General features: G+C 36.0%; 11 protein-coding genes. 4 read left to right on the top strand and 7 right to left on the bottom strand.

Features of this window, described 5'->3' with window-relative positions; translation table 11 throughout:
- Window positions 1–62 precede the first annotated feature (62 nt).
- Window positions 63–1391, bottom strand: a complete 1329-nt coding sequence (locus FBT53_RS07880) for a vanadium-dependent haloperoxidase (protein WP_136950638.1) — start codon at window positions 1389–1391, stop codon at window positions 63–65.
- 215 nt (window positions 1392–1606) lie between these two features.
- Between FBT53_RS07880 and FBT53_RS07885 the strand changes: the two genes are divergently transcribed.
- Complete coding sequence (locus FBT53_RS07885; protein WP_136950639.1) at window positions 1607–3259, top strand: solute:sodium symporter family transporter; 1653 nt, start codon at window positions 1607–1609, stop codon at window positions 3257–3259.
- 64 nt (window positions 3260–3323) lie between these two features.
- On the opposite strand, the gene FBT53_RS07890 is transcribed toward FBT53_RS07885, so the two are convergent.
- From FBT53_RS07890 to FBT53_RS07915, 6 genes are all read right to left on the bottom strand, one after another.
- On the bottom strand, window positions 3324–6593 hold the full coding sequence (locus tag FBT53_RS07890; protein WP_136950640.1) for a VCBS repeat-containing protein: 3270 nt from the start codon (window positions 6591–6593) through the stop codon (window positions 3324–3326).
- The gene (locus FBT53_RS07895; protein WP_240729784.1) at window positions 6586–9864 is read right to left on the bottom strand and encodes a VCBS repeat-containing protein; all 3279 of its coding nucleotides are present in this window, start codon (window positions 9862–9864) and stop codon (window positions 6586–6588) included. The genes FBT53_RS07890 and FBT53_RS07895 overlap by 8 nt, the downstream gene beginning before the upstream one ends.
- Window positions 9865–9871: 7 nt before the next feature.
- Window positions 9872–10462 (bottom strand): hypothetical protein, encoded by a 591-nt coding sequence (locus FBT53_RS07900; RefSeq protein WP_136950642.1) that lies wholly within the window; start codon window positions 10460–10462, stop codon window positions 9872–9874.
- On the bottom strand, window positions 10446–13718 hold the full coding sequence (locus FBT53_RS07905) for a VCBS repeat-containing protein (protein WP_136950643.1): 3273 nt from the start codon (window positions 13716–13718) through the stop codon (window positions 10446–10448). The genes FBT53_RS07900 and FBT53_RS07905 overlap by 17 nt, the downstream gene beginning before the upstream one ends.
- Before the next feature lie 65 nt (window positions 13719–13783).
- Window positions 13784–15391: a RagB/SusD family nutrient uptake outer membrane protein gene (locus FBT53_RS07910; protein WP_136950644.1), complete on the bottom strand. Its 1608-nt coding sequence runs from the start codon at window positions 15389–15391 to the stop codon at window positions 13784–13786.
- 10 nt (window positions 15392–15401) lie between these two features.
- Complete coding sequence (locus tag FBT53_RS07915; protein WP_136950645.1) at window positions 15402–18395, bottom strand: SusC/RagA family TonB-linked outer membrane protein; 2994 nt, start codon at window positions 18393–18395, stop codon at window positions 15402–15404.
- Window positions 18396–18736: 341 nt separating this feature from the next.
- On the opposite strand from FBT53_RS07915, the gene FBT53_RS07920 reads away from it, so the two are divergent.
- Genes FBT53_RS07920 through FBT53_RS07930 form a run of 3 tightly spaced genes read left to right on the top strand, consistent with a single transcriptional unit; the run spans window position 18737 to window position 23967 of the window.
- A complete protein-coding gene (locus FBT53_RS07920; RefSeq protein WP_136950646.1) occupies window positions 18737–19753 on the top strand; it encodes a LacI family DNA-binding transcriptional regulator in 1017 nt (338 codons plus the stop codon).
- 33 nt (window positions 19754–19786) lie between these two features.
- Complete coding sequence (locus FBT53_RS07925; protein ID WP_136950647.1) at window positions 19787–22090, top strand: glycoside hydrolase family 65 protein; 2304 nt, start codon at window positions 19787–19789, stop codon at window positions 22088–22090.
- Window positions 22090–23967 carry an alpha-amylase family protein gene (locus FBT53_RS07930; protein ID WP_136950648.1) on the top strand — a complete coding sequence of 626 codons (1878 nt, stop codon included), beginning with the start codon at window positions 22090–22092 and terminating at the stop codon, window positions 23965–23967. Before FBT53_RS07925 ends, FBT53_RS07930 begins: the two co-directional genes overlap by 1 nt.
- Window positions 23968–23977 lie beyond the last annotated feature (10 nt).

Genomic DNA, 23977 nt, shown 5'->3' on the forward strand with positions numbered 1-23977 from the left:
AGTTAAACAGCTTTAGTAAGAATGACTCTATAGTTGTTGTTAGAGTTTTTATAATCTTTATATTAATCTACCTTCATTTTAATATTATCTACAAGGAACTTACCTAAATTCCGTCCTTGTTTAACACCAACTTCAACTGCGGCTCGATAATGTATGCCGCCGTACATACGGCTTATAGCAGCTTCTTCTGCAGCAGAGTTGAAGGAAGTAAATGAGCGCACGGGCAAGCCATAGGGTATTTCTGTATCATCATCAAAAGCAAAATTGTCACCATAAATGCTTGTTAAAGCTGTGCTGGCAGCACCAGAAACCACACTGTGACCGCTTGTGTATTCTGGAAAAGGAGGGGTTTGTAAAACAGGCACCCAAGCTTCATCAAAATATTCGTTTATTAATGTTTCTGGTCTAATAAGGTTACTTCTATATTTTTCATCCCAACAGCTAATAAAACCGTCCGCAATGGCTAAAGATGTTTTGGTATAAGTGTGTACGGTCTCTATCAAATTAGCATTACTTTTTCTAGCGGCTATTTTGGCAATACCAATCCAGTGAGCTCCAGGGGTAATTTTTTTGGTGGCAAACATAAGATGCCCTCTAGTGACCGAAACATAGGGATTACAATCCCAAAATTTAGCAATGGCCACTTCTTCAGAGTCGTCTCCTTTAGCAGTAATTTCATTGCTAATATCATAAACCTCTTTAACTTCTTTGTAAAAATCACTTCCTTCTTCCATGGAAAATGGCGGCGGTGGAATAGGTTTAAATTGCGCCGCGCTATCAATAACAAAAGGTCTAATCTTGTTCCAATGTGGTTCTATGCCGTCCATGTACGCTGGTGGAGTAGGTTGCCAACGGGTAGGGTCGTCAGAATCTACTGTAAATTTAGGCATGGTACGGGTTTGGTTGTAGTTGTCTTTATTCATCCAATCCGTGATATGTTTTGCAACACTAAGCCCGTATTCTTTAGAAGCAAAAAACTCCTTTTCGTTTTGGTTTTCCCATTGTGTGTAAAGACTATCAATCAAAACATCATATTTGGCTTCGGAAAAAATCAATTGTTTGCCTAATTGCATATGTGCAATTAAGGCGGCCAAATCATAATTAAGGTTTTCTTCGGAATTTGGTTCTGGTATGGCATTCAAATCAGTTAATTGCCCGGCCAGCGATAGGTAGCTAGAGTCGTTTTTGGCTAAAATCTCATAAGCAGCTATGTTGGGGTAGGCAAAAATACGGCTGGCTACTGGTGGTGAGAAGATATCATGAATCATGATTTCAGTTACCTTATCAACGGAAGTATGAAAATCTTCTGGAGAAATTGTTATGGGTTTCTTGTTTGTGTTACATGCGGATATCAAAGCCGCAACAAGCACAAATAGCTTTAATTTATTCATTCTGAAATTTATTGTTGTGGTCGTACTTAATACGAAACAAAAATAAGATAAGATAGCTAAATAGCGTTAGCGACGGTAAATAAGTATTTAGATATATCTGTTGTTTGTTAAATAATGCGTATTAAATTCCAACATTCTTAGAAAATTCTAATTCTTTTTCTGTTTTTTTTAAAGACCTGTATATTTACAAGAATATATTCAAAATAGACAATTAAATGCTTGGAATAATCTCTTTTGTTGGCTTCACCGGACTCGTGGCACTTATTGCCTATTTATCAACTAGGTCAACTAATGAAACTACCTCGGATGGCTACTTTTTAGGAGGTAGAAGCTTAACTGCAGGGGTAATAGCAGGCTCACTTTTATTAACCAATTTATCTACTGAACAAATAGTGGGTTTAAACGGTAGTGCTTATAAAGATGGATTATCCGTTATGGCTTGGGAAACGTTGGCAGCTATTGCAATGGTAGTGACAGCTATATTTCTATTACCAAGGTATCTTAAAAGTGGTTTAACTACGGTGCCTCAGTTTTTAGCAGACCGCTTTGATGTTTCTACCAAAACAATTACTTCAGGTCTGTTTTTAACAGGTTATGTAGTGGTATTATTACCTGTAATTTTATATTCTGGTTCAGTAGCGATAAGTGGAATGTTTAATATACCAGAAATGCTAGGTGTTTCCGATAAAACTGCATTAGTAATCTGTATATGGGGTATAGGTATTATTGGTTCTATTTATGCCGTATTTGGAGGTTTAAAAGCTGTTGCGGTTTCTGATAGTATTAATGCCATAGGTTTAATGATAGGAGGTATTTTAATACCGGTATTTGGTTTAATGACTATTGGCGATGGTAGTGTTTTTGGAGGTTTAGATACTTTAATGAATGCGAATCCCGAACGTTTTGATTCTACTGGGAATAGAGGTCAAGAAGTTCCTTTTTCTACCATTTTTACTGGGATGATGTTAGTTCAATTATTTTATTGGGGTACTAACCAACAAATTATACAGCGTGCACTTGGTGCTAAAAATTTAGCCGAAGGGCAGAAAGGACTTTTATTAGCTGCCTTTTTAAAAATTCTTGGTCCCTTAATTTTAGTGCTTCCGGGTATGATTGCCTTCTATTATTTTGAAGGAAATCTTGCTAGTAGTGACATAGCATATCCAGAATTGGTAAGAGCGGTACTGCCTGATTATTTAGTTGGTTTTTTTGTGGCTGTTTTATTTGGAGCCATTTTAAGTTCTTTTAATAGTGTTTTAAATAGTTCTGTAACCTTATTTGGTATAGATATTTATAAACAACACATCAATAAAGATGCAGCGGAAACAACAGTGGTTAAATATGGAAAAATATTTGGGGTAGGTTTGGCACTATCCGCAATGTTTATAGCGCCATTAATTGCGAATGCAGGCAGTTTATTTAACTATTTGCAGGAGATTAATGGTATTTATAGTATACCAATTTTTACCATTATTGTGGTAGGTTATTTAACCAAAAGAGTCCCTGCAATCGCTGCCAAAATTGGAATAATTGCTGGAAGCGTAATGTATATTATAAGTCAGTTTATTGTAAAACCAAAATTAGTTGCCAATGCTCTTGATGAAGCAGCAAAAGCTGGAATTACAGATTCTGTGCAACTTAGCTTAATTGAATCAGAGGCTTATCCGCATTTTTTGCACGTATCAGCATCACTCTTCCTATTTAATGTGATTTTGATGTTAATAATAGGATATTTTAAGCCTAGAGAAACACCTTATATTCAAGAGTACAGTAAACAAGTAAATATTACGCCGTTTAAATATGTTAAGCAGTTTGGCGCAATAATATGTATAATCGTAATTGCTATATATTGGTATTTTGCTAAGTAAATCTTGAAAGAAAAAAAATAAGCAAAGGGCTATCGATAAATATATCGATAGCCCTTTTTTAATTTTAATTTCTTTGTTTTAATATATAACTACTGCCGTTGTTTACTAATACCAGATAATATGTTGTATTTAGAGGGATAATCTTTCTCGCATTTATAAATGGGGGTAGTTCTAAGTTTTCTTTATGTTTTAAATCCAATGTATTGGTATATTTGATAATACCGCCGGCATTGGCCTCAGTATTGCCGAGTTCATTAACAAAACCAGAGTAATTGCCAACGTAAAGAATCTGCTTTTTTTCCAAGTCAATAGCAAAATCTTCAATGGTACTAAATTGCGCCTGTACAGGTAAAACGGTGCCGGTATATTTACCATTCTTTAGGTTGAATAACATAGACCTTAATTCTTTAATTTCCTTTATCTCCAAAACCGTTTCTTCTTTATTAGGAAATAAATCATTTAGACTATTTACGGACGCGAAAGAACTATAATCTGGAAATCTTTTTTTAAGACTAGGTATTTGGCTAGAAAGGTTGTCTTTGTTCGCGAATGGAACGTACGACCCAAAGAAGTCATAAAAAATAATTGGGTCTAATTGCGTATTCTTATCAAAATCATCTAGATAAAGTTTTACAGGTTTTTCTTTGGATGCTTTCCATTTATGGTTAAGGCCGGTGTTTCCTGCTAGTATTTCTAAATTTCCATCTTTATTTAAATCGATTACTTTTACTGTGTTCCACATTCCGTTGGTGTTCTCCAATCCAAAATCTTGAGTGGCATTTTCAAACTTGTTTTCCCCTTTATTCAGATAAATAGAAACTGGCATCCAATCGCCCACTACAACTAGGTCTGGAAGTCCATCTTGATTAATATCTGCCCATTGACTGTCAGTTACCATTCCCATTCTTAGTTTTGCCGCAACGTTGAATTGTCCTTTACCGTTACTTGCTAGAATGTAACTAGATGGTGATAGCCCGTAACCGCCTGGTATAGACCTATTGCCTATAAAGAGGTCTAAATGACCATCTGTATTAAAGTCTATGGTAGAAACACTCCCTCCATTGTTCTTAAGCATATCTAACGGTAAGCGTCTAAAATTGGCTGCACCATCATTGATGTATATTCTGTCTTCAAGATAATCGCTTCCTTCTGCATTATCATTGCCTCCGCTCATAACATAAAGGTCTAAATCCCCATCATTGTCAATATCCAAAGCAACAGCATCCGTGTCTTCATAAACCCCATCTTTTAATAGGCTTTCTACTTTTTTAAGCTTAAAATCACCATTGCCGGCGTTTATAAATAAGGAGGGAGATTGATATTTAGCACCACCAAGATATAAATCTGGAAGACTATCATTGTTAAAATCCGCATAGACTACACAGGGGCCTTCTGTAGATAATTTTTCTGGAATTAAACTCTCCCTTTCATAATCTAAATAGTTGTTTTCTAAATGAACATAAGGGAAAGTAGTAAAAGTATGACTAAGGGATTGTGGCGTACTTTGTTTCTTGGCTTTTACTGTCTTATTAAGTACGGTTGTTTGGTTTAAAGGAACGTTTAGAAATACATCTTCCGTACCATCTAGCCATTCAACCTTTACAGAATCTATCTTTTTGCTTTTACCTAGACCAAAGCTTAAAATTCTAGTTGAGGTGCTCTGAAAACCTTTTACGGTAGATAAATCTTTACGTTGTACATTATTATTGGAATATAAATATACTTTAGCGCCATTAGTATTATGCAATAATTCATTGCCATCTAATTTTATACTGGAGTAATTATTATTATCTCGTTTACTGGTATTTTCTAGAATGCTAACTGGTTGGTTTATGTTATTTACTACAAGATCTAAGTCGCCGTCATTATCCAAGTCAGAATATGCTGCTCCATTAGAATAGGAGGGTTTTTGCCCCGCTTCTAACGTAAAGGGTTCAAAATTTAAATTGCCATTATTTTTAAACACCGTATTGGGTAGTTTAATTGTAGGCATTTTTTCTATTAGCTCTTTTTTTATTTTGGTGGTTTGCTCCTTGGTAAATGAAGAAAAATCTAAATTACTTAAGTATTTAATATAGTCTAAATCGTTAGGGCGCTTATATATTCCATTGGTAATGTATATATCATTTAAGCCATCTAGGTCAAAATCTTGTAACAAAACACTCCAGCTCCAATCCGTAGCAAAAGTATTGGTAAGCAATGCAACATCTGTGAAGTGGTCTCCTTGGTTTAGTTGAAAGGTATTACGTGCATACTGTTCTCCAAACCCATAATTCTCTTTTATTTTTGCAACTTTATCCGAGTCTTCTCCGCCTGATTTCAAGAAGATTTCGTTATTGTTGGGCATCATATCTAGCGTAAAAATATCTAGCTTGTTGTCCATATTCATATCCATTACGTCTACACCCATGGTAAAGCGTGTAGTATGCCCTAAATAGTCCTGACCTACCTCTTTAAACGTTTTATCACCTTGATTGAGATACAAATAGTCGTTCTCATGAAAATCATTCCCTACATATATATCAATATAGCCGTCGTCATTTATATCCGAAGTATTCAAGGCCAATCCATATCCAAGAGGACTTGAATATATCCCAGATTTATCTGTAACATCCTTAAAAATTCGCTGGCCATCACTAAGAAGGTTTTCATATAAGCGGTCACCTGAAATAGGATCATGAGTATCTCTAGCGCTAATATTGTTGTAACTACGTGTTGTGTGGGTAGAATGGTTCATTAAATACATGTCCATATCACCATCATTATCCATATCAAAAAAAGAAGCTTGTGTAGATAATCCACTAAACGCTAAACCGTAGGTTTCAGCTTTTTCCGTAAAGGTGTTGTTTCCATTGTTTATATATAGTAAGTTTTTAGCATCAAGGTCTTTATATTTGCCAACCTTACATACATAGATATCTAAAAAGCCGTCGTTGTTTATATCTTCTAAGGTAACACCGCTAGACCAAGTACTGTCTATTTTAAGACCAGCTTCTTTGGTAATTTCTTTAAATTTAAAATCACCAAGATTTATATATAGTTTGTCCGTAGATTGGTTGGCACTTAGGTAAATATCATCCAAACCATCATTGTTTATATCGCCTAACGCAACACCGCCACCGTTGTAATAGTAGAGGTAATCTATAATGTTTAAACTATCTCTAAAAGTTAGGTTATTAGAAAATTCTATTCCGGTTTTAGAGGCGTCCAAAGAATTAAAATAAATATGGGCGGGTTGTATTTGTACTTCTTTAGAAATGTCTTTTTTATCTGTACACGAAAAAAAAACGAGGATTACTAAAACAAACAGGGCAGATTTCTTAACTCTAATCATTCGCTTTTAATTCAAATGTTAAAATAGTATCATTGTTTCTGGTGACCACCAAAATATTATTGATAATGTGCATATCTCTAACTTCACCTTCTATTTTTAATCCAAGGCCGTCTTTATGCGGAACAAATTTAAAATCTCCTTTGTTTTCCAACACTAGACCCTTTAGACCGTCATATTTGCCAACCTCTGGTTTTACCCCAAATAAATTACCTGCAACTATTAAATCTTGATCTCCATCATGATCATAATCCAAATTTTGAATTGAAAAAATAGAGGTGAATTGAGCTTCTATGGGTAAAACAATTACTTCAAATTCGCCATTACCTTTGTTTTTTAAGATAACCGACTCCAAAATATTGGTTTCTATTTTCTTGGAAGAATTAACCAGATCAGGAGTAAACATTTGATCCATGCTTTTGTCCTTAAAACTATTGTAATCTGGGAATGTCTTCTTTAAAGGTTTTATTTGGTCTATTAAATCGTGCCGAAGTGCATACGGATAGTCTTTTCCATCTTTGCTTCTAAAGGCAAGGATTGGATCTATGAACCCATTTGCATCATAATCATTGGTGTATAGCGTAATAGGTAGATCCTTACTTGCTTTAAAACTACTATTTAAACCCTGATTGCCAAGAACAAAATCAGGAAGTTTATCATTGTCTAAATCTATTTTCTTAATGGTATTCCACCAACCTTTGTACTGATTTAGACTACTAGAGGTATCCAAATTAAATTTTCCATCTGTATTAATGAATAAGCTAACACCCATAAATTCTCCAACAACAATTAAGTCTTGATCTCCATCATTATCAATATCAGAAAACTCGGCGTCAGTAATCATTCCCAAGTTTTTTAACTGGGGAGCAACAGATGTGGTTACGTCCGTAAAATTACCTTTACCGTCATTGGACAAGATAAATCCAGAACACGCTTGGCCAAACTGAAGAGGAACTAAGCGCTCTCCAACAAATAAATCCTGATCTCCATCTCCATCAACATCCATGTTTTTTACAGTTGACGTGCTATAAAAACCCTTATTGTTTGGTAAAATTTGTCTACTTAAGTTAAAGTTTCCTTTACCGTCATTAAAATAGAGCCGATCTTTAAAATCTTGGGAATTTCTTCCATATTCTATTCCTCCACTACAGATATAGAGGTCTAGGTCTCCATCATTATCTGCATCAAATAGGAGAACGTCTGTATCTTCTTGTCTAAGGCTAGCATCAAAAAAATTATTCTCTAAAGCTTTGTAATTTGAAGGGTTACCCAAAAGTATGGTCGTAGTATTCCCTTTAGAACCACCAATTATTAAATCTTCTATGCCATCACCATTGATGTCGCCACTATCCATTTTTGGTCCTTGGGTACTATAAAAATGATATAGTAACCTGTCTTTGTAAAAATCTACAAACTTATTTTCTTTATGCTTAAAGTCAGTAATATTAGTACGCTCAAAAAAATAAGAATCAGATGTATTTAACTGGTCATGTTGTGTTTTAATGTCAGCATCTTTTTCTGAGAACTCATACGTTTTATTTGGTGCAAGATTGCTGAATTTGGTCTCCTTGCCAGATGGCCAAATAATGATGCCAGATACTGGATCATTGTTTTTTAACCCAAAATTAGGTCTTATATCTATACTTGATTGAAACCCCCTTGCTGGTTGGTTTTCTATAGCTTGGTTATCTTCTAAAACTATCTTGGCTCCTATTGCAAAGAGGTTGTTTTTTTCGCCTTTTAAATCGAATTTAATGTAATGGCCATTTGTCTTTTCTACTGCTGTATTCTTATAGACAAACGCTTGCATATTAACATTGTTCACAATTAAATCTAAATCGCCATCATTATCTAAATCTCCATAAGCGGATCCATTTGAAAAGCTTGGGGTCCATAGGCCACTATTTTCAAAATTTTCAAAAAGCAGACCACCAGAATTTTTATAGGCATGATTTGCCACTTTGTTAGATGGGATAATTTCTATGAGCTTTTTATAATCCACGGTATTGTTGTTTACAATGGATTTCATTATTTCTTCATTGGAAATATACTGTAGGTAATCTTGGTTAGTTATATCTCTGTAAATACCGTTGGCGATAAACAAATCTTTATACCCATCATTGTCCATGTCGAACAGCAAAGCACCCCAACTCCAATCAGACGCATTAACACCACTTAACCTACTTATTTCACTAAAAGACCCATTGGCATTATTTAATTGAAAAGTATTGCGTGTAAATTGATGGTGATAATCATTGTTAACTTTTAAACGATATCTATTCCAATCTTCAAATGTTGTGACTGTTTTTAGTCTTTCATATTCTGATGGAAGCATATCTGTTACAAAAATATCGTTATATCCATCATTGTTGATGTCTGCCATATCTGCTCCCATTGAGGCTGCACTTGTACTAGAAATTTGATTTTCTAGGTCTTCTTTAAAGCTTCCATTTTGCTGGTTTATGTATAGATAGTCTCGCTCAAAAAAATCATTTGAAATATAAATATCTTCCCAGCCATCATTATTTACGTCACCTACAGTAACACCCAGTCCAAAGCCAATGACACTACCATAAATACCTGCTTCTTGGCTAACATCAACAAATTTCCCGTTGTCGTTTCTAAGTAACTTATCGCCTCCCAAAAGGTCTTTTTTGGGTCTTTCCACTCTTCTAAGGTCAAAGCTGCCAATAGCTTGATAAGAATTGTTCAAAATATAGGCATCTAAATCCCCGTCTTTATCATAGTCAAAGAAAGAAGCATGTGTAGAAAAACCTTTATCGTCCAGACCGTAGGCTGCAGCTTGTTCTGTAAACGTACCATCGCCATTATTAATGAAAAGCTCGTTTTGTTTGTTTGTGCCATCTAAATTACCGGAATTACATACGTATATATCTAAGTTTCCATCGGCATTTATATCTATCATAGTTACACCAGTAGACCAGGGTTTGTTGCCAGCAACTTTGGCGGTTTTGGTAATATCTTCAAAAGTAAAATTACCTTTATTCAAAAATAATTTGTTTTCCTTTTGATTGGCAGTCATGTAAATGTCTAAAAGACCATCATTGTTAATATCCCCTAAAGCCACGCCACCACCGTTATAGAAGTTTCTGTATTTGTATACATTAAAATCATTGGTATAGGTTAACTCATTACTAAATGAAATACCGGTTTCTGTACTGTCTGTTAATACAAAGAGTGTATCTGGTTTTTTGTCAGATTTAGAACATGAAATGATGAGAATCAATAAACTTAAATATCCTGTATACTTCATCAATTTATTATTTTGTCTTTTGTTCATATCTTAAATCGTCTATTCTAACATCAATATCTTTGGTGTCTTTTAGCGGTTCAATTACTATTCTACGATTACCATCTACTTTAGTTAAAAATATTTCGGAACTGTTTTTGCCCTTAACTTCGATAAAATCGTTTCCTGGATACCATTTTAAAAGAGAATCTCTTACTTGAGGCAAGAGCTTTTCTGCCTGCAAATCCTTATTCCAAATAGACCAACCACTATGGTAAAATTTAAAATCCATCCCTGTCATAATTTGGTCTTTATCAAAAATACCGTAGAAGAGCATTACAATACTAGATGTTGCGCTGTCTTTTGGAGATTTGGGCAGTATATATTGTACAAAACTGTTTTGTGGTCCCTGTGAAACTTTTTGCTGGTTGTTTAATTGCCAGCACTGATTAAAGAACTGTTGTTTTGTTTGTCCAAAAGTAAAGTCAAAAAAAAGACTGTCGTAGATTTTACCAGTTGCTTTTTCCTCCAACACTACTTGTTCGTATTTGGATTTCTTATCGCAACTAACCAGAATTACAACAGATAATATAAACATCAACAAGCTATTTCTTAACATCATAAAACATTACTTTTTGATTATTTAAAAAAACTGTCAAGCGATTTTTAATCCAAGCAAAATCTCTTATTTGCCCTTTAATTTGAAGAGATATAGGTTCGCCTTCTAAATTACCGTTTTTAGTGCCAAATATAACCCAACCTCTAGAAGCATCATAACTACCAAATTGAGGTTTAACTAAAAATTGATTACCTCCAAAAATTAAGTCCTTTTCCCCATCTTCATCAATATCAATTGCCTTTATGGTATATATAGGACTTAATTGTAAGGGTTGCGGTAGTGTTTGGGCAGTAAATTTATCACCATCATTTATAAATAAAGTGCTTTCTAAGGTAGTAAGGCTTAGATTTCTTACATTCTTTAATACCTCTGGACTAAAAAATTGACTTATATCTGTATTTGCGTAGTCCTTGTAGTATACAAATTTCTTTTTTAATGAGGGTATTTGTGCTATGAGCTCATCTTTATCTACAATGGGAAAATATAAGCCATCTAATTCTTTGCATATTATTTGTTCCACAAATCCATTTTGGTCAAAGTCTCCAACGTACATTTTCATATCGTTGGAAAAAAAGTTGTTGGTGCCTATATTTCCGGCCAATAAATCTAAATCGCCGTCTTTGTCTACATCTTGTAGTAATAAGGATGTCCAAAGGCCATTTTGATTAGCTAGGCCATAGGTATTAGTAGCGTCCTTATAAGATTCATTGGTGTAAAGGAATATTTTAGTAGACATCCATTCACCGGCGACTACAATATCTAGTTTTTGATCACCATTTATGTCTTGTACAAGCAATGATGTAATCATCCCAATATCTTTTAATTCTTTTGGCGATTCTACTGTAAATTGGCCATTACCATTGTTTCTTAGAATGTAAATTGATCCTGGTAAGCCATAGGTGGCGGTTATAAAACGCTCACCTACCACTAGGTCTATATCACCATCATTATCAATATCTCCTTTGACAACAGCTCCCGTATTTATTTTTTTTGGAAACTTGGGTTGTAACTTACTTTTTGTAAAACTATTCTTGTCGTTTAGGTATAATACGTCATCTAGTTCAGTCGCTTGGTTAGCAAATGCTTTTCCACCGTGGCCCACGTACAAATCTTGGTCCCCATCATTATCTGCATCAATGAAAATGGCTTTAGTTACCTCTGATCTATTGTCGGACTCAAAAAAAGTAGTATTTTCCAAAAAGTCTTTTGCGCCATTGGAAAGAAATAGGGAGGAGGATTGAAATTTTGCTCCTCCAATGAAAACGTCTGTAATACCATCTTGGTTTAAATCTGCAGTGGCTACACCCGGACCTTCATTGCTATACATTTGGGGTAATAACCTTTCTTTATTAAAATCTGAAAATAAATTTTCTTTGTGCTCAAACGCAAATAAAGAATCCGCTGGAATTAGAATGCGTTCTTTGTTGGTATTGGGTAACTTGTTAATATCTAGAATAGTATGTTGCTCTTTCTGTATTGTGAGTTGTTTTAGGTCCCAATTTAAAGCATGAGCCGTTAAATCATTGTTTGGCCAAACAATATAAAGGCTATCTGCCAATTCTTCTTTTTTCATGCTAACCAGGATGGTACTAGAAACACTACTTTGAAAACCTTTTGTAATATAATTGTCTTCTAATTTTATGGTAGTACCATTTTTTCGAAAATAAAATTGAGATCCTATGGCTTGGTTGTTGTTGCCATTCTGCTTTAACGAAAGCCTTAACGTATTGTTATGATTTTTGCTGGTGTTTTCATAGACAAAAGATGGCATGTTTACGTTATTAACTACCAAATCTAGGTCTCCATCATTATCTAAATCAGAATAAACACTACCATTACTAAAACTAGGTTTATCTAATCCCCACTTTGTATTTACCGAAGTAAAATTCAATCCACCATTATTTTGAAACATTTGGTTAGGTACGGCTTGGCTAGGCATGGCATCAATTAATTTTTTGATAACATCTGGTTCCTTATTTCTTATTTTTTCTGAAATGACTTGATCATTTGCTTCAAATGAAAGGTAGTCTCTATCTAAAAGGTCTTTATAAATTCCATTTGATATAAATACATCTTTTAGGCCATCGTTATCGGCATCAAAAAAGAGTGCGCTCCAACTCCATTCTGTAGCGGCTATCCCACTAGCCCTACTTATATCAACGTAGTTTTTGTCACCTAAATTGGTTTGTAAGGTGTTCCTGGAAAATTGGTTAAAGTATCCTTTTTTTACAGCTAGTTGCTGTTTATCCCAGTTTTCATAAATGGTCTTTGTTTTTCTTCGCTCTTCAGTTAAAGGTAGCATTTCTGTTACTACTAGCTCTGGTTTTAAGTTGTTATTCAAGTCAGCTAGGTCCGCACCCATGGAACCCATGGATATGGATGAAAAGTAGGTTTCTAATTGTTCGGAAAAAGTACCATCTTGTTTGTTGATATATAAGTAATCTCTTTCAAAAAAATCATTGGATATGAAAATGTCTGTCCAATGATCATCATTAAAATCTCCAAGGGTAATTCCTAATCCGAACCCTATGTTACTTGTGTAAATACCAACCTTTTCAGATGCTTCAATAAATTTGCCACCATCATTAATAAAAAATTTGTTTCCATTACCGCTTTTATCCGGAATTGTTCTTTGGTCTTTTATAAGGTCGAAACCGCCCACCGCTTTTAGTGAATTATTAAGTAAGTAGCAGTCAAGATCCCCATCTTTATCATAATCAAAAAATGAAGCTTGCACGGAAAGGCCTTTCACTGCTAAACCATATTTTTTAGCCTCCTCCTTAAAAGTTAGATCTCCCTGGTTAATAAACAACTCGTTAGCGCGGTTTGTACCTCCTGGCGGTCCTGCTTTGCAAACATAGATATCTTGTAGTCCATCTCCGTTAACGTCTACAATGGTTGCACCTGTAGACCAAATATTATTACATGCTACACCTGCTTTTAGTGTGATATCTTGGAAAGTAAAGTTCCCTTTATTTAGATAGAGTTTGTTGCCTACTTGATTGCCGGTAAAATAAATATCATTTAAGCCATCATTATTTATATCGCCTATAGCAACGCCTCCACCATTATAGAAATTCCTGTATAGATAAGGATTGAAATCCTCCGTATAGGTTAACTCGTTATTAAAGTAAATACCAGTTACATTACTGTCCTTTAATATGAAAAGTGAATCTCCTTTAGTAAGGTTTTGGTTTTCCTCTTTGTTGCAAGAAGTAAATAGGACTATTAAAAAGGATAATAATAAGAGTCTGCTCATTTATTGGAGTAAAAAAAGGGTTGTTCTATTGAACAACCCTTTAAAATTACTAATTAAGATTCTTTTTAGTAGCCTGGATTCTGTGTTAGGGTACCATTAGAAGCATTAATTTGATCTTGTGGAATAGGGAAAATCGTTTTACTAGCATCACTAGCACCTTTTTCCCACCAAGCTTCTCCGTATTTCCCAAAACGGATTAAGTCAGTTCTTCTAGCAGATTCTTGGAACATTTCGTGGCCTCTCTCTTCTAAGAATGTATCTGCATCCATAGTGGTGGCAGCAGGTAAACCTGCTCTTTCTCTTGTGATGTTCACATCTGGTAACGCCAAGCTCCAATCTCCTGCTGCTCTAGCTCTAGCTTCACCTCTAATAAGGTAAACTTGACCAAGACGGAAAAGAGGATAATCATTATTCATTTCTTGACGACCGAACAACTGTAGACTAAACTTAGCAGCTCTTACACCGCTCTGTCTAGGAGAGTTAGGCTCTAATTCACTGATTTCCGGAGTGTATTCTACAACAAGGGTTGGGTCATCAGAAGCATAATCTAATAACGCAGCACCATCAAAATCGGTTTGCGCTCCAGCTAAAAAGCTTGCTTGCTTTCTGGCATCAGCATCATCATAGCTATTGTAGAACTCCTCTAATACTTGGTAACCATTCCATGGTTGTTGGTCTAATGCGTAAGTAAGCTGAGTACTGTAGTGAAAGTTCATCTGGCTAAAGTTCATACCTGTAGCAGAAGTCTCATCATAGAAAATTGCCCAAATCAATTCTGGATTATATTGGTTGTTTGGTGCAAAAACAGCTGAGTATCCTTCTAAATTTTCTGGATCACTATCTACAGCTGGTCTTTTAGCTAAATTTGTCACCGTACAACCTTCGCCACATATTTGGTAAGGTCCATTATCTATTATATAAGATGCAGCCCAATCAGCTTCATTGTACATAGCAGTACCCGTGTAAACTTCAGCATTTAGGTATAATTTAGCTAATAAACCCAATGCAGCATACTGATTGATTATATACGGGTCAGCATCTGTACCTAGGGCACTTCCTGATAAATCCATGGAAGCTGTAACCGCAGTTATACCCAAGACATCTAGCAATTCGCTCTCTACAAAATCATAAACTTCTTGTCTGGTGGCTTGAGGAGCATCACCAGTAGATGAAGTAATTATTTTAACACGACCGAAAGTGTCTAGTAGCCTCCAATAAAATAATGCTCTGATTGTTCTAGCTTGTGCTTCTTCAGCAGCAGTTAGGCTACCCTCTAATGCTAAGTTTGCTTCAGAGATACCAGCATAAGTTTCTGTCCACATGTTATTTAATGGACCGTTGGCGGACCCATAGGTGTGTCTATGCATACGCAACCAAATACCACCATCAAACCAGTCACCACCTTTTTGGCCAATGGCCATTTCGTCAGAAGAAACGGTTTGTACGGAATAGTATCCTCCATGATTGGCAGAACCACCTCTTAATCTTCCATAAGCTGCTTGAAGCGCGGCAGGAACTTGTCCGCCACCTTCAGTAGCACCTTCTATTACTTGAACACCATTATCAGAGAATTCAGTGGTAAATTCATCTTCTAGTGTTTCATCTAAATCGGTACACGAAACTCCTAAAAGCAAGGCCCCGACAATATATGTTGATCTTATAATTCTTTTCATTGCTTTTTTTTTAGAAATTAATGTTTAATCCTAAGGTAAAAGTCGTACTTGTAAAGTAGTTATATCTACGGTCTACCCCAGGAGCAAGTACTTGTGGTGTACTTGTATCCAAAACAGCACCATTGTCTACTGGTCCAAAATCTTGTAATGAAGGCTCTGGATCTGTACCCGTATAATTGGTGATTGTCCATAGGTTTTGGCCAGCAATAGAAATTCTTGCTCCTTTTATGTAATCTAAACCTAAGTCTAAGTTGTAACCAATTGATAAGTTATCTAATCTAAAGAAACTTGCTTTTTCTACATAGTAAGAGCTAAATTTAGCTGTTCTAATATCATCTCTGGCTAGGTCTGTGTTGACAAAATTGTAAGAAGACTGAGACCCGATTCTTGGTTCGTAGAAAGCTCTAAAGGCATTCACCAAGCTGTGACCAAATGCTCCTCTCCAGAACATGTTTACATCCCAGTTGCCCATTTGAAATTGGTTAGTCCAACCTAGAGTGAAATCGGGTAGACCTTTACCCAACACTTCAAAGTCGGCATTTTCTGCCAAAGCATCTCCTTGGTCAGTAACCAATTCACCATCACCATTTAAATCTACAAGGATTGGAGATCCGTTAGCATCCACTTCGCCAGAAAATCTTGGACCCCAGATTTGACCAACTTCTTCCCCTTCTTTAACTAAAATAACGTTGGTGTCATTTTGACCAGGAGCACCTAAATTTGCTATAATTCTAGTACCTCCAGTGTTTTCTTCTAATGTTGATTTATAGGTAGAGAAGATTAAACCAGAAGTGTAAGACATATCATCGTTTTTGATAACGTCATAGTTTAAGCTTAATTCAATACCTTTTGTATTTAATTCACCACCGTTTTGGAATTGTGTTCTGAAACCTTGGTTTGCTGCAGCATCTATATTTACTTCTGTAATGAAATCGACAACATCTCTATTGTACAAGTCTAAGGTTGCGGACATTCTATCCATGGCAAATTCGATACCGAAGTTAAGCTCTCTTTTTTCTTCCCATTTTAATCCTGGGTTTGGAGCTCTTGTTCCTAAACCTGTTGCCGCAGAACCAAATCCGTTAGGACCGTTGGCTACACTAAAGGTAGATTGAGACAAACCAACGTTTCTTGGAGTTGCACCAGTCACACCGTATCCAACACGCGCTTTTAACAGGTTTACGTTATCTAATTCTAAGTACTTGTTAAGGTCTGCACCTACGGCAAGAGAAGGGAAAAGACCCCATTGTTCATCTGAACCAAAACGACTGGACCCTTCTCTTCTCAACGAAGCATTTAAATATATAGCATCGTCAAAAGTGGCATTAGCTCTTGCAAAGAAGGCAATTATTCTATCATCATCATTTCTGTAGCTATTGGCTTGAATACGCCCAGCCTCTAGTAAATCTTGTGATACTTCTATTGCATTACTAAAATCAAAGTCTACGCCTGGAGGAAAATCTCCTATTTGTAAGTAGTAACCATTGCTGTCAAATTCTTGGAAAGAGTACCCACCAGTTACCCCTAATTTAAATTTCTCTGAGAATTGCTTATTAAAGTCAACGTAAAATTCTAAGGAACGGTTGTTGTTTTCAAATGTGGTAAAATCTGCTCTACCTTTTCTAAATGGACTTACAGCGTTCCCGCGAAAGAAACTAGTTGTAGGGTAGTATTGTCTATTAGTACCATTGGCTTTTTGCTCACCAGCAGTTAAGGTTGCTGTTAAGGCATCGCTTATGGTGTATTTAAAATCCAGTGTATAATTTAATGTGTTAGTAACACCAGTATTCTTATTTTGTTCTAAAATAGAAACAGGGTTGAAACTATCAAAAAGGCCCAAAGTTTCAAAATAACCTCCAAATTGTGGTGAATTGAAAGCGAAAGGGGCATCAGCTCCAAATACAGGGGCAGTAGGGTTATACACAACTGCATAACGTAATGCTTCATTAAATCCAAAATCACTCTCTCTGTTTGTTAGTGCAGAGTTGAAAGTAATCCTAAGTTTATCATTAAGAATTTTTCCAGTAAGCTTTGTTCTGGCATTAAATTGTTGAAATCCGCTATTCTTTAAAATACCTTCAGTATCTCTAAAGTTCAAAGAAACACGGTAATTAGCATCTTCAGAGCCCCCAGTAGCAGCAATATTGTGTACTTGAGTAATAGCATTGCGGGTTACCTCGTCCCTCCAGTCAGTATCACTACCCAAATCTGTTCCTCCGGCTGCCAAAAATTCTTCACGGTTCATTAATTCGATTTGGTTAGCTGCAAACTGAGAGGAGAATTGGCCGTTGTAGTTAATTTTAAACGGTTGGTTTGCACCACCGGATTTTGTTGTAACTAGTATTACCCCAGCAGAACCACGTGTTCCATAAATTGCGGCAGCGGAACCATCTTTTAATACAGTGATATTTTCAATATCACTCGGATCAACATTTTGTAAAGATTGACCTAAAACTCCATCAATTACCACAAGTGGTTCAGCATTACCACCAACGGTAGAAATACCTCTAAGTCTAATTACAGGAGTATCATTTGGATTTCCACCTTTATTAACGATGTTTAAACCAGCAACTTTTCCTTGTAATAGTTGTGTTGGTTCATTAATAACACCTTGATTGAAATCTTCCGTACTTACACTGGTAACTGCAGTAGTAATTTCTTTTCTTACCTGCGTACCATAACCTACAATCACCACCTCATCCAACGCTTGAGCATCTTCTTGAAGGGTAACATTAATGGTAGACTGACCACCTACAGCAACTTCTTGGGAAGAAAACCCAATATAGCTAAACACTAAAGTGGCGCCGCTATCAACATTATTCAAGGTGTAATTACCATCAAAATCTGTTTGTGTACCGTTTGTAGTACCCTTTACCAAGACACTGGCGCCGGGTAACGGTCCATTAGCATCCGACACTGTACCGGACACCGTCTGAGCCTGTATGGACCCAAAGCAAACGAATGCTCCAAGCAGTAACAAGCTTTTTAGTAGCGTAATCTTCATAGATAATTAATTTTTAAGTTTAGTTAATTTTAAGAGTTAAACATATATAAAATTTATGTTAATATGTGCACCATGGGCATGAAAAATCTTACGAAATCGGTTTCGTGTTGACAAATTGATCATATTTAAGGGTATTGCAATAATAAATCTCTTTAATTATGCATTTCATATAAGTTGAAGGCTCAATTTACGGTTTTATTAAAAATGAAGGTAAGAAATAGCTTACTTTTTTGCAATTTTATGTTGTTTTAAATTGTAATTCCTACACTTATTTTAAGCAGAGGCATATGTTAAATTTACAATTAGAACTATCTTTATAGGAATCTAAAAATTAGCACAAATTGAAGAAAAAAATAACCCTAAAGCATATTGCCAAAGAATTAGATGTTTCTATATCTACCGTTTCTAAAGCGCTAAAAAATAGTGAAGAAATAAGTAGAGATACTAAAGAGAAAATCCAAGCTTTTGCCAAATTATATAATTACAGGCCTAATAATATTGCGGTAAGCTTAAAAAATAAGCGAACTAAAAACATTGGTGTTATAATCCCAGATATTGTGCACCATTTTTTTGCAACGGTGATAAGCGGTGTAGAAAAGTACGCTAATAGTTTGGGCTATAATGTAATAGTTTGTCTTTCTGATGAATCTTTTGATAAAGAGGTGATTAACATGGAAATGCTTGCAAACGGTAGTATCGATGGTTTTATCATGTCGTTATCTTCAGAAACGCAACAAAAAGGAGATTATAATCATATCAAGGAGGTGACAGAACAGGGTATACCTTTAGTTTTGTTTGATAGGGTTACAAATTCGGTGCAGTGCGATAAGGTTATTATAGATGATCAATTAGGCGCTTACAAGGCTACCAAAAAGTTGTTAGATATGGGTAAAAGAAACATTGCTCTACTAACTACGGAAGATTATCTAAGTGTTGGCTCAGAAAGAACCAGAGGTTACTTGCGGGCCCATGCGGATAGTAATATTGCAGTTAACGATAAAAATATCTTTAAAATGCCGACCATGGAGATGGAGGAGGCGTTAATTCGTGATTTTATCGCAAACATCACTCTGGATGCCTTACTATGTGTAAACGAAATTTTTGCTGTTTTTGGTCTAAAAGTAGTCAAGGAATTGGGTATGAAGGTGCCAGAAGAAGTATCGGTTATAGGGTTTACAGATGGTTTGCTTTCTAAATATTCCAATCCTTCCTTAACTTCAATCGCACAACATGGGGAGAGTATGGGAGAAACGGCGGCAAAGATGTTAATAAAACGTATTGAAGATGAATCCGAGGAGGAGGAATATTTTCAAACTAAAATTATAGAGCCTACGCTTATTGAGCGGGAGTCTACTTAAAAGAAAACTACTAACAACTACATAACTAGAATCATGAATCAAGATTACATTAAGGCCAATCCCTGGTCCATTATAGAGGAGGGTTTTGACAAGGAGCGTGTACAATCTTCAGAAAGTTTATTCAGTATTGGTAACGGAGCTATGGGGCAACGTGCCAATTTTGAGGAGAATTATACGGGAGAAACTTTTCAGGGGAGTTACATAGCCGGAGTATATTATCCAGATAAGACCAAAGTTGGATGGTGGAAAAATGGTTATCCTGAGTATTTCGCCAAAGTATTAAACGCTCCTAATTGGATTGGGATAGGAATTTCGGTTGATGGAGAGGAGCTAGATTTAAATACATGTACCGATGTAAGTGGATTCAGAAGAGAATTGAATATGCAAGAAGGGTGGTACAAGCGTCAATTTAATGCTACTCTGGCCAATGGTATAGCAATTACTGTAACTACTACCCGTTTTCTAAGTTTAACTATGGATGAGGTTGGAGCTATTTCATATAATATCACCCTAAATAATAAGGATGCAAAGGTTGTCGTTTCTCCATATATAGATTCGGGTATAACCAACAGGGATACCAATTGGAATGACCAGTTTTGGAATACAACAAGTGTAAAAATTAAGGATAATAGAGCTTTTATAGAGGCGCATACCTTAAAAACTAATTTTGCCACTTGTACTTTTATGCAAAGCAATGTAGCAGTAGAGGGTACGGAGGTAGTTTTAGAGGATTCTGAAAGCAAGGAAACGTCTGCTTCTCTTAGTTATATTGCAAATGCTAAAAAAGGAGAAACCGTATCCATTACTAAGTTTGGTGGGTACACAGTATCTACTAATCATAAGGCTTCTGCGTTGGTAGACGCAGCTAATTCGGTTTTAGATAGGGCTACAAAAATTGGTTTTGAACAACTACTAGAAGACCAAAAACAAGCGTGGGCCAAAATATGGAGTATGAGTGATATTACTATTGATGGCGATGTAAAGGCGCAACAAGGTATTCGCTTTAATATTTTCCAACTAAATCAGACCTATTTAGGTACGGATTCTAGGCTAAACATTGGGCCAAAAGGTTTTACAGGCGAAAAGTATGGTGGTAGCACCTATTGGGACACGGAAGCTTACTGTTTGCCGTTTTACATGGCTACCAAAGACCAAACAGTTGCTCGTAAACTTTTAAAATACCGTTACAATCATCTAGAGAAGGCTATTGAGAATGCAGAAAAATTAGGGTTTTCTAATGGAGCTGCATTGTACCCTATGGTAACTATGAATGGTGAGGAATGCCATAACGAGTGGGAGATAACCTTTGAGGAAATTCACAGAAATGGGGCGATAGCTTTTGCTATTTTTAATTATTACAGATATACAGGAGATTACAGTTACATTCCAGAAATGGGCTTAGAAGTACTCATAGGTATCGCAAGGTTTTGGCAACAGCGTGCTAACTACAGCGCACAAAAAAATAAATATGTTATACTTGGAGTAACGGGGCCTAATGAATATGAGAACAACGTAAATAACAACTGGTATACCAACTACTTGGCAAAATGGTGCATAGATTATACGCTAGAACAGATTGCTAAAGTTAAGGAAGGATACCATGAGGATTATGAGCGTATCATGGGGCATACTAAACTTACGGACAACGAGCTAGACCAATGGAAAAAAGTGGCAAAAGACATGTATTTTCCGTTTGATGAGGATTTGCAAGTGTACCTACAACAAGATGGTTTTTTAGATAAAGAAATGGTTCAGGTAAAAGATTTACCGCGTTCAGAGAGGCCCATTAACCAAAAATGGAGTTGGGACCGTATTCTACGTTCACCTTACATAAAACAAGCAGATACCTTACAAGGCTTCTACTTTTTTGAAGACCAGTTTACCCAAGAAGAATTAGAAAGACACTTTGATTTTTATGAGCCATTTACGGTACATGAGTCTTCTCTGTCTCCATGTGTGCATAGTATACAAGCAGCCAAGCTAGGGCGTATGGACCAAGCATATACCTTTTACCTAAGAACATCTAGATTAGATTTAGATGATTATAATAAAGAAGTGGAAGAAGGATTGCATATCACCTCCATGGCTGGGACTTGGATGAGTATTGTAGAAGGTTTTGGTGGTATGCGCGTTATAGAAGATAAGCTATGCTTTACGCCACAAATACCAAAAGAGTGGGATGCCTATTCTTTTAAAATTAATTTTAGAGATAGAATTATTAAGGTGACCGTATCTAAGGAAGGTTCTTTTTATGAGCTTACAGGGGATGAAGAAATGTCTATCCGAGTACATGGTGAACGTGTAGTTTTACAACCGGGTAAAAATGTAGCGGTATAATGAAGTTGAGCCGAGTAGTATTGGTATTGCTTAGTCTTATTATGGTATCTTGTGTAGATAATAAAAAGAACACACAGGAGCCTTTTCCTAACACGTCTAATCGTATGAAGAAGAAAGTTGTTTATCAAGTTTTTACAAGATTGTTTGGTAATACCAATACTACTAATAAGCCCTGGGGCACCTTAGAAGAAAATGGCGTAGGTAAGTTCGCAGATTTTGATGCTACTGCTCTTAAAGCTATTAAAGACTTAGGAGTTACTCATATATGGTACACAGGGGTGCCGCACCATGCACTAATAAATGATTACACGGCTATTGGTATTTCTAATGACGACCCAGATGTAGTAAAGGGCAGAGCCGGTTCTCCCTATGCTGTAAAAGATTATTACAATGTAAATCCAGATTTAGCGGTAAATCCAGCAAATAGATTACAAGAGTTTGAGGCCTTAATTGAGCGTACGCACAAAGAGGGGCTTAAGGTAGTAATAGACATAGTTCCCAATCATGTGGCTCGTAAATATGAAGGGCTAACTAATCCAGAAGGGATTGATAGTTTTGGAGCAAAAGACGATACGTCTGTTGCCTATGCACGTGATAATAACTTTTATTACTTGCCGGGGGAAGCTTTTAAAGTACCTGAATGGAAGAATAATTATGTCCCGTTAGGTGGGTCACAGAATAAAAATTCTGACGGCGGTTTTGTAGAAGTCCCGGCTAAATGGACAGGCAATGGCTCTCGCTTGGCACAGCCAGATTTTAATGATTGGTATGAGACTGTTAAGGTAAATTATAGTATAAAACCGGATGGGACCAGAGATTTTGATTCCTTACCAGACGCTTATGCCAATATGGATTACAAAGCGCATTTTACCTTTTGGGAAAATAAGGACGTACCAGATTCTTGGGTAAAATTTAAAGATATTGCTTTGTACTGGTTAGAAAAAGGTGTGGACGGATTTAGGTTTGATATGGCAGAGATGGTCCCCGTAGAGTTTTGGAGTTATATGAATAGTAGCATCAAAATGAAAAAACCAGATGCATTTTTATTGGCAGAAGTTTACAACCCTTCCTTATACAGAGAATACCTGTTTAAAGGAAAGATGGATTATTTGTATGATAAAGTAGAGCTGTACGATAGTCTTAAACATATTATGAAAGGTTACGGTTGGACGGACCATATACACACCGTGCAATCTGGCATGGCAGATATAGAACACCATATGCTTCGCTTTTTAGAAAATCATGACGAGCAGCGAATAGCAAGTCCAGAATTTGCAGGTGATGCAAATTTAGCGAAACCAGCCATGGTGGTTTCTGCTACTTTAAGTACTGCACCTACCATGATATATTTTGGTCAAGAAGTTGGAGAAGATGGTTCAGAAGATGCTGGTTTTGGCTCGCCCTCTAGAACATCAATCTTTGACTATATTGGTGTACCTGCACATCAACGTTGGATGAATAACAAAAAGTTTGATGGAGGCCTATCTACGGATAATGAAAAGCAGTTACGCGATTTTTACAGCAGACTTTTAAACTTCACCATTAATAGTGATGCTTTAATGGGCCAATACCAAGAAATACACTATTACAATAAAGAACATACCCCAAGTTATGACCATCGTATCTATAGTTTTGTACGTTGGTCAGCAACGGAAAAGCTTATAATTGTTTCAAATTTTGATGCAGAAAAATCATACGACATCAACTTAAAGCTATCTCCAGATGTAGTTGAAAAGTGGGCATTAAAAAATGGAGAAATACCTTTAAAAGAGCAATTGTATGGTCAATTTAATCCTTCGCTTAAAATAGAAAATAGGGTTGGTTATATACCTTTACAAATAGCGCCATTACAATCCTTTATTTTTAAGTTGCCCTAAATAGGTTTCA

The organism is Flavobacterium sp. ASW18X (genome assembly GCF_005144745.1).
GTDB lineage: Bacteria > Bacteroidota > Bacteroidia > Flavobacteriales > Flavobacteriaceae > Croceivirga.

Excerpts from the sequence above, each read along its gene's own strand:
- FBT53_RS07880 (WP_136950638.1), bottom strand. The coding sequence starts at position 1,391 with ATGAATAAATTAAAGCTATTTGTGCTTGTTGCGGCTTTGATATCCGCA.
- FBT53_RS07885 (WP_136950639.1), top strand. The coding sequence starts at position 1,607 with ATGCTTGGAATAATCTCTTTTGTTGGCTTCACCGGACTCGTGGCACTT.
- FBT53_RS07890 (WP_136950640.1), bottom strand. The coding sequence starts at position 6,593 with ATGATTAGAGTTAAGAAATCTGCCCTGTTTGTTTTAGTAATCCTCGTT.
- FBT53_RS07895 (WP_240729784.1), bottom strand. The coding sequence starts at position 9,864 with ATGAAGTATACAGGATATTTAAGTTTATTGATTCTCATCATTTCATGT.
- FBT53_RS07900 (WP_136950642.1), bottom strand. The coding sequence starts at position 10,462 with ATGATGTTAAGAAATAGCTTGTTGATGTTTATATTATCTGTTGTAATT.
- FBT53_RS07905 (WP_136950643.1), bottom strand. The coding sequence starts at position 13,718 with ATGAGCAGACTCTTATTATTATCCTTTTTAATAGTCCTATTTACTTCT.
- FBT53_RS07910 (WP_136950644.1), bottom strand. The coding sequence starts at position 15,391 with ATGAAAAGAATTATAAGATCAACATATATTGTCGGGGCCTTGCTTTTA.
- FBT53_RS07915 (WP_136950645.1), bottom strand. The coding sequence starts at position 18,395 with ATGAAGATTACGCTACTAAAAAGCTTGTTACTGCTTGGAGCATTCGTT.
- FBT53_RS07925 (WP_136950647.1), top strand. The coding sequence starts at position 19,787 with ATGAATCAAGATTACATTAAGGCCAATCCCTGGTCCATTATAGAGGAG.
- FBT53_RS07930 (WP_136950648.1), top strand. The coding sequence starts at position 22,090 with ATGAAGTTGAGCCGAGTAGTATTGGTATTGCTTAGTCTTATTATGGTA.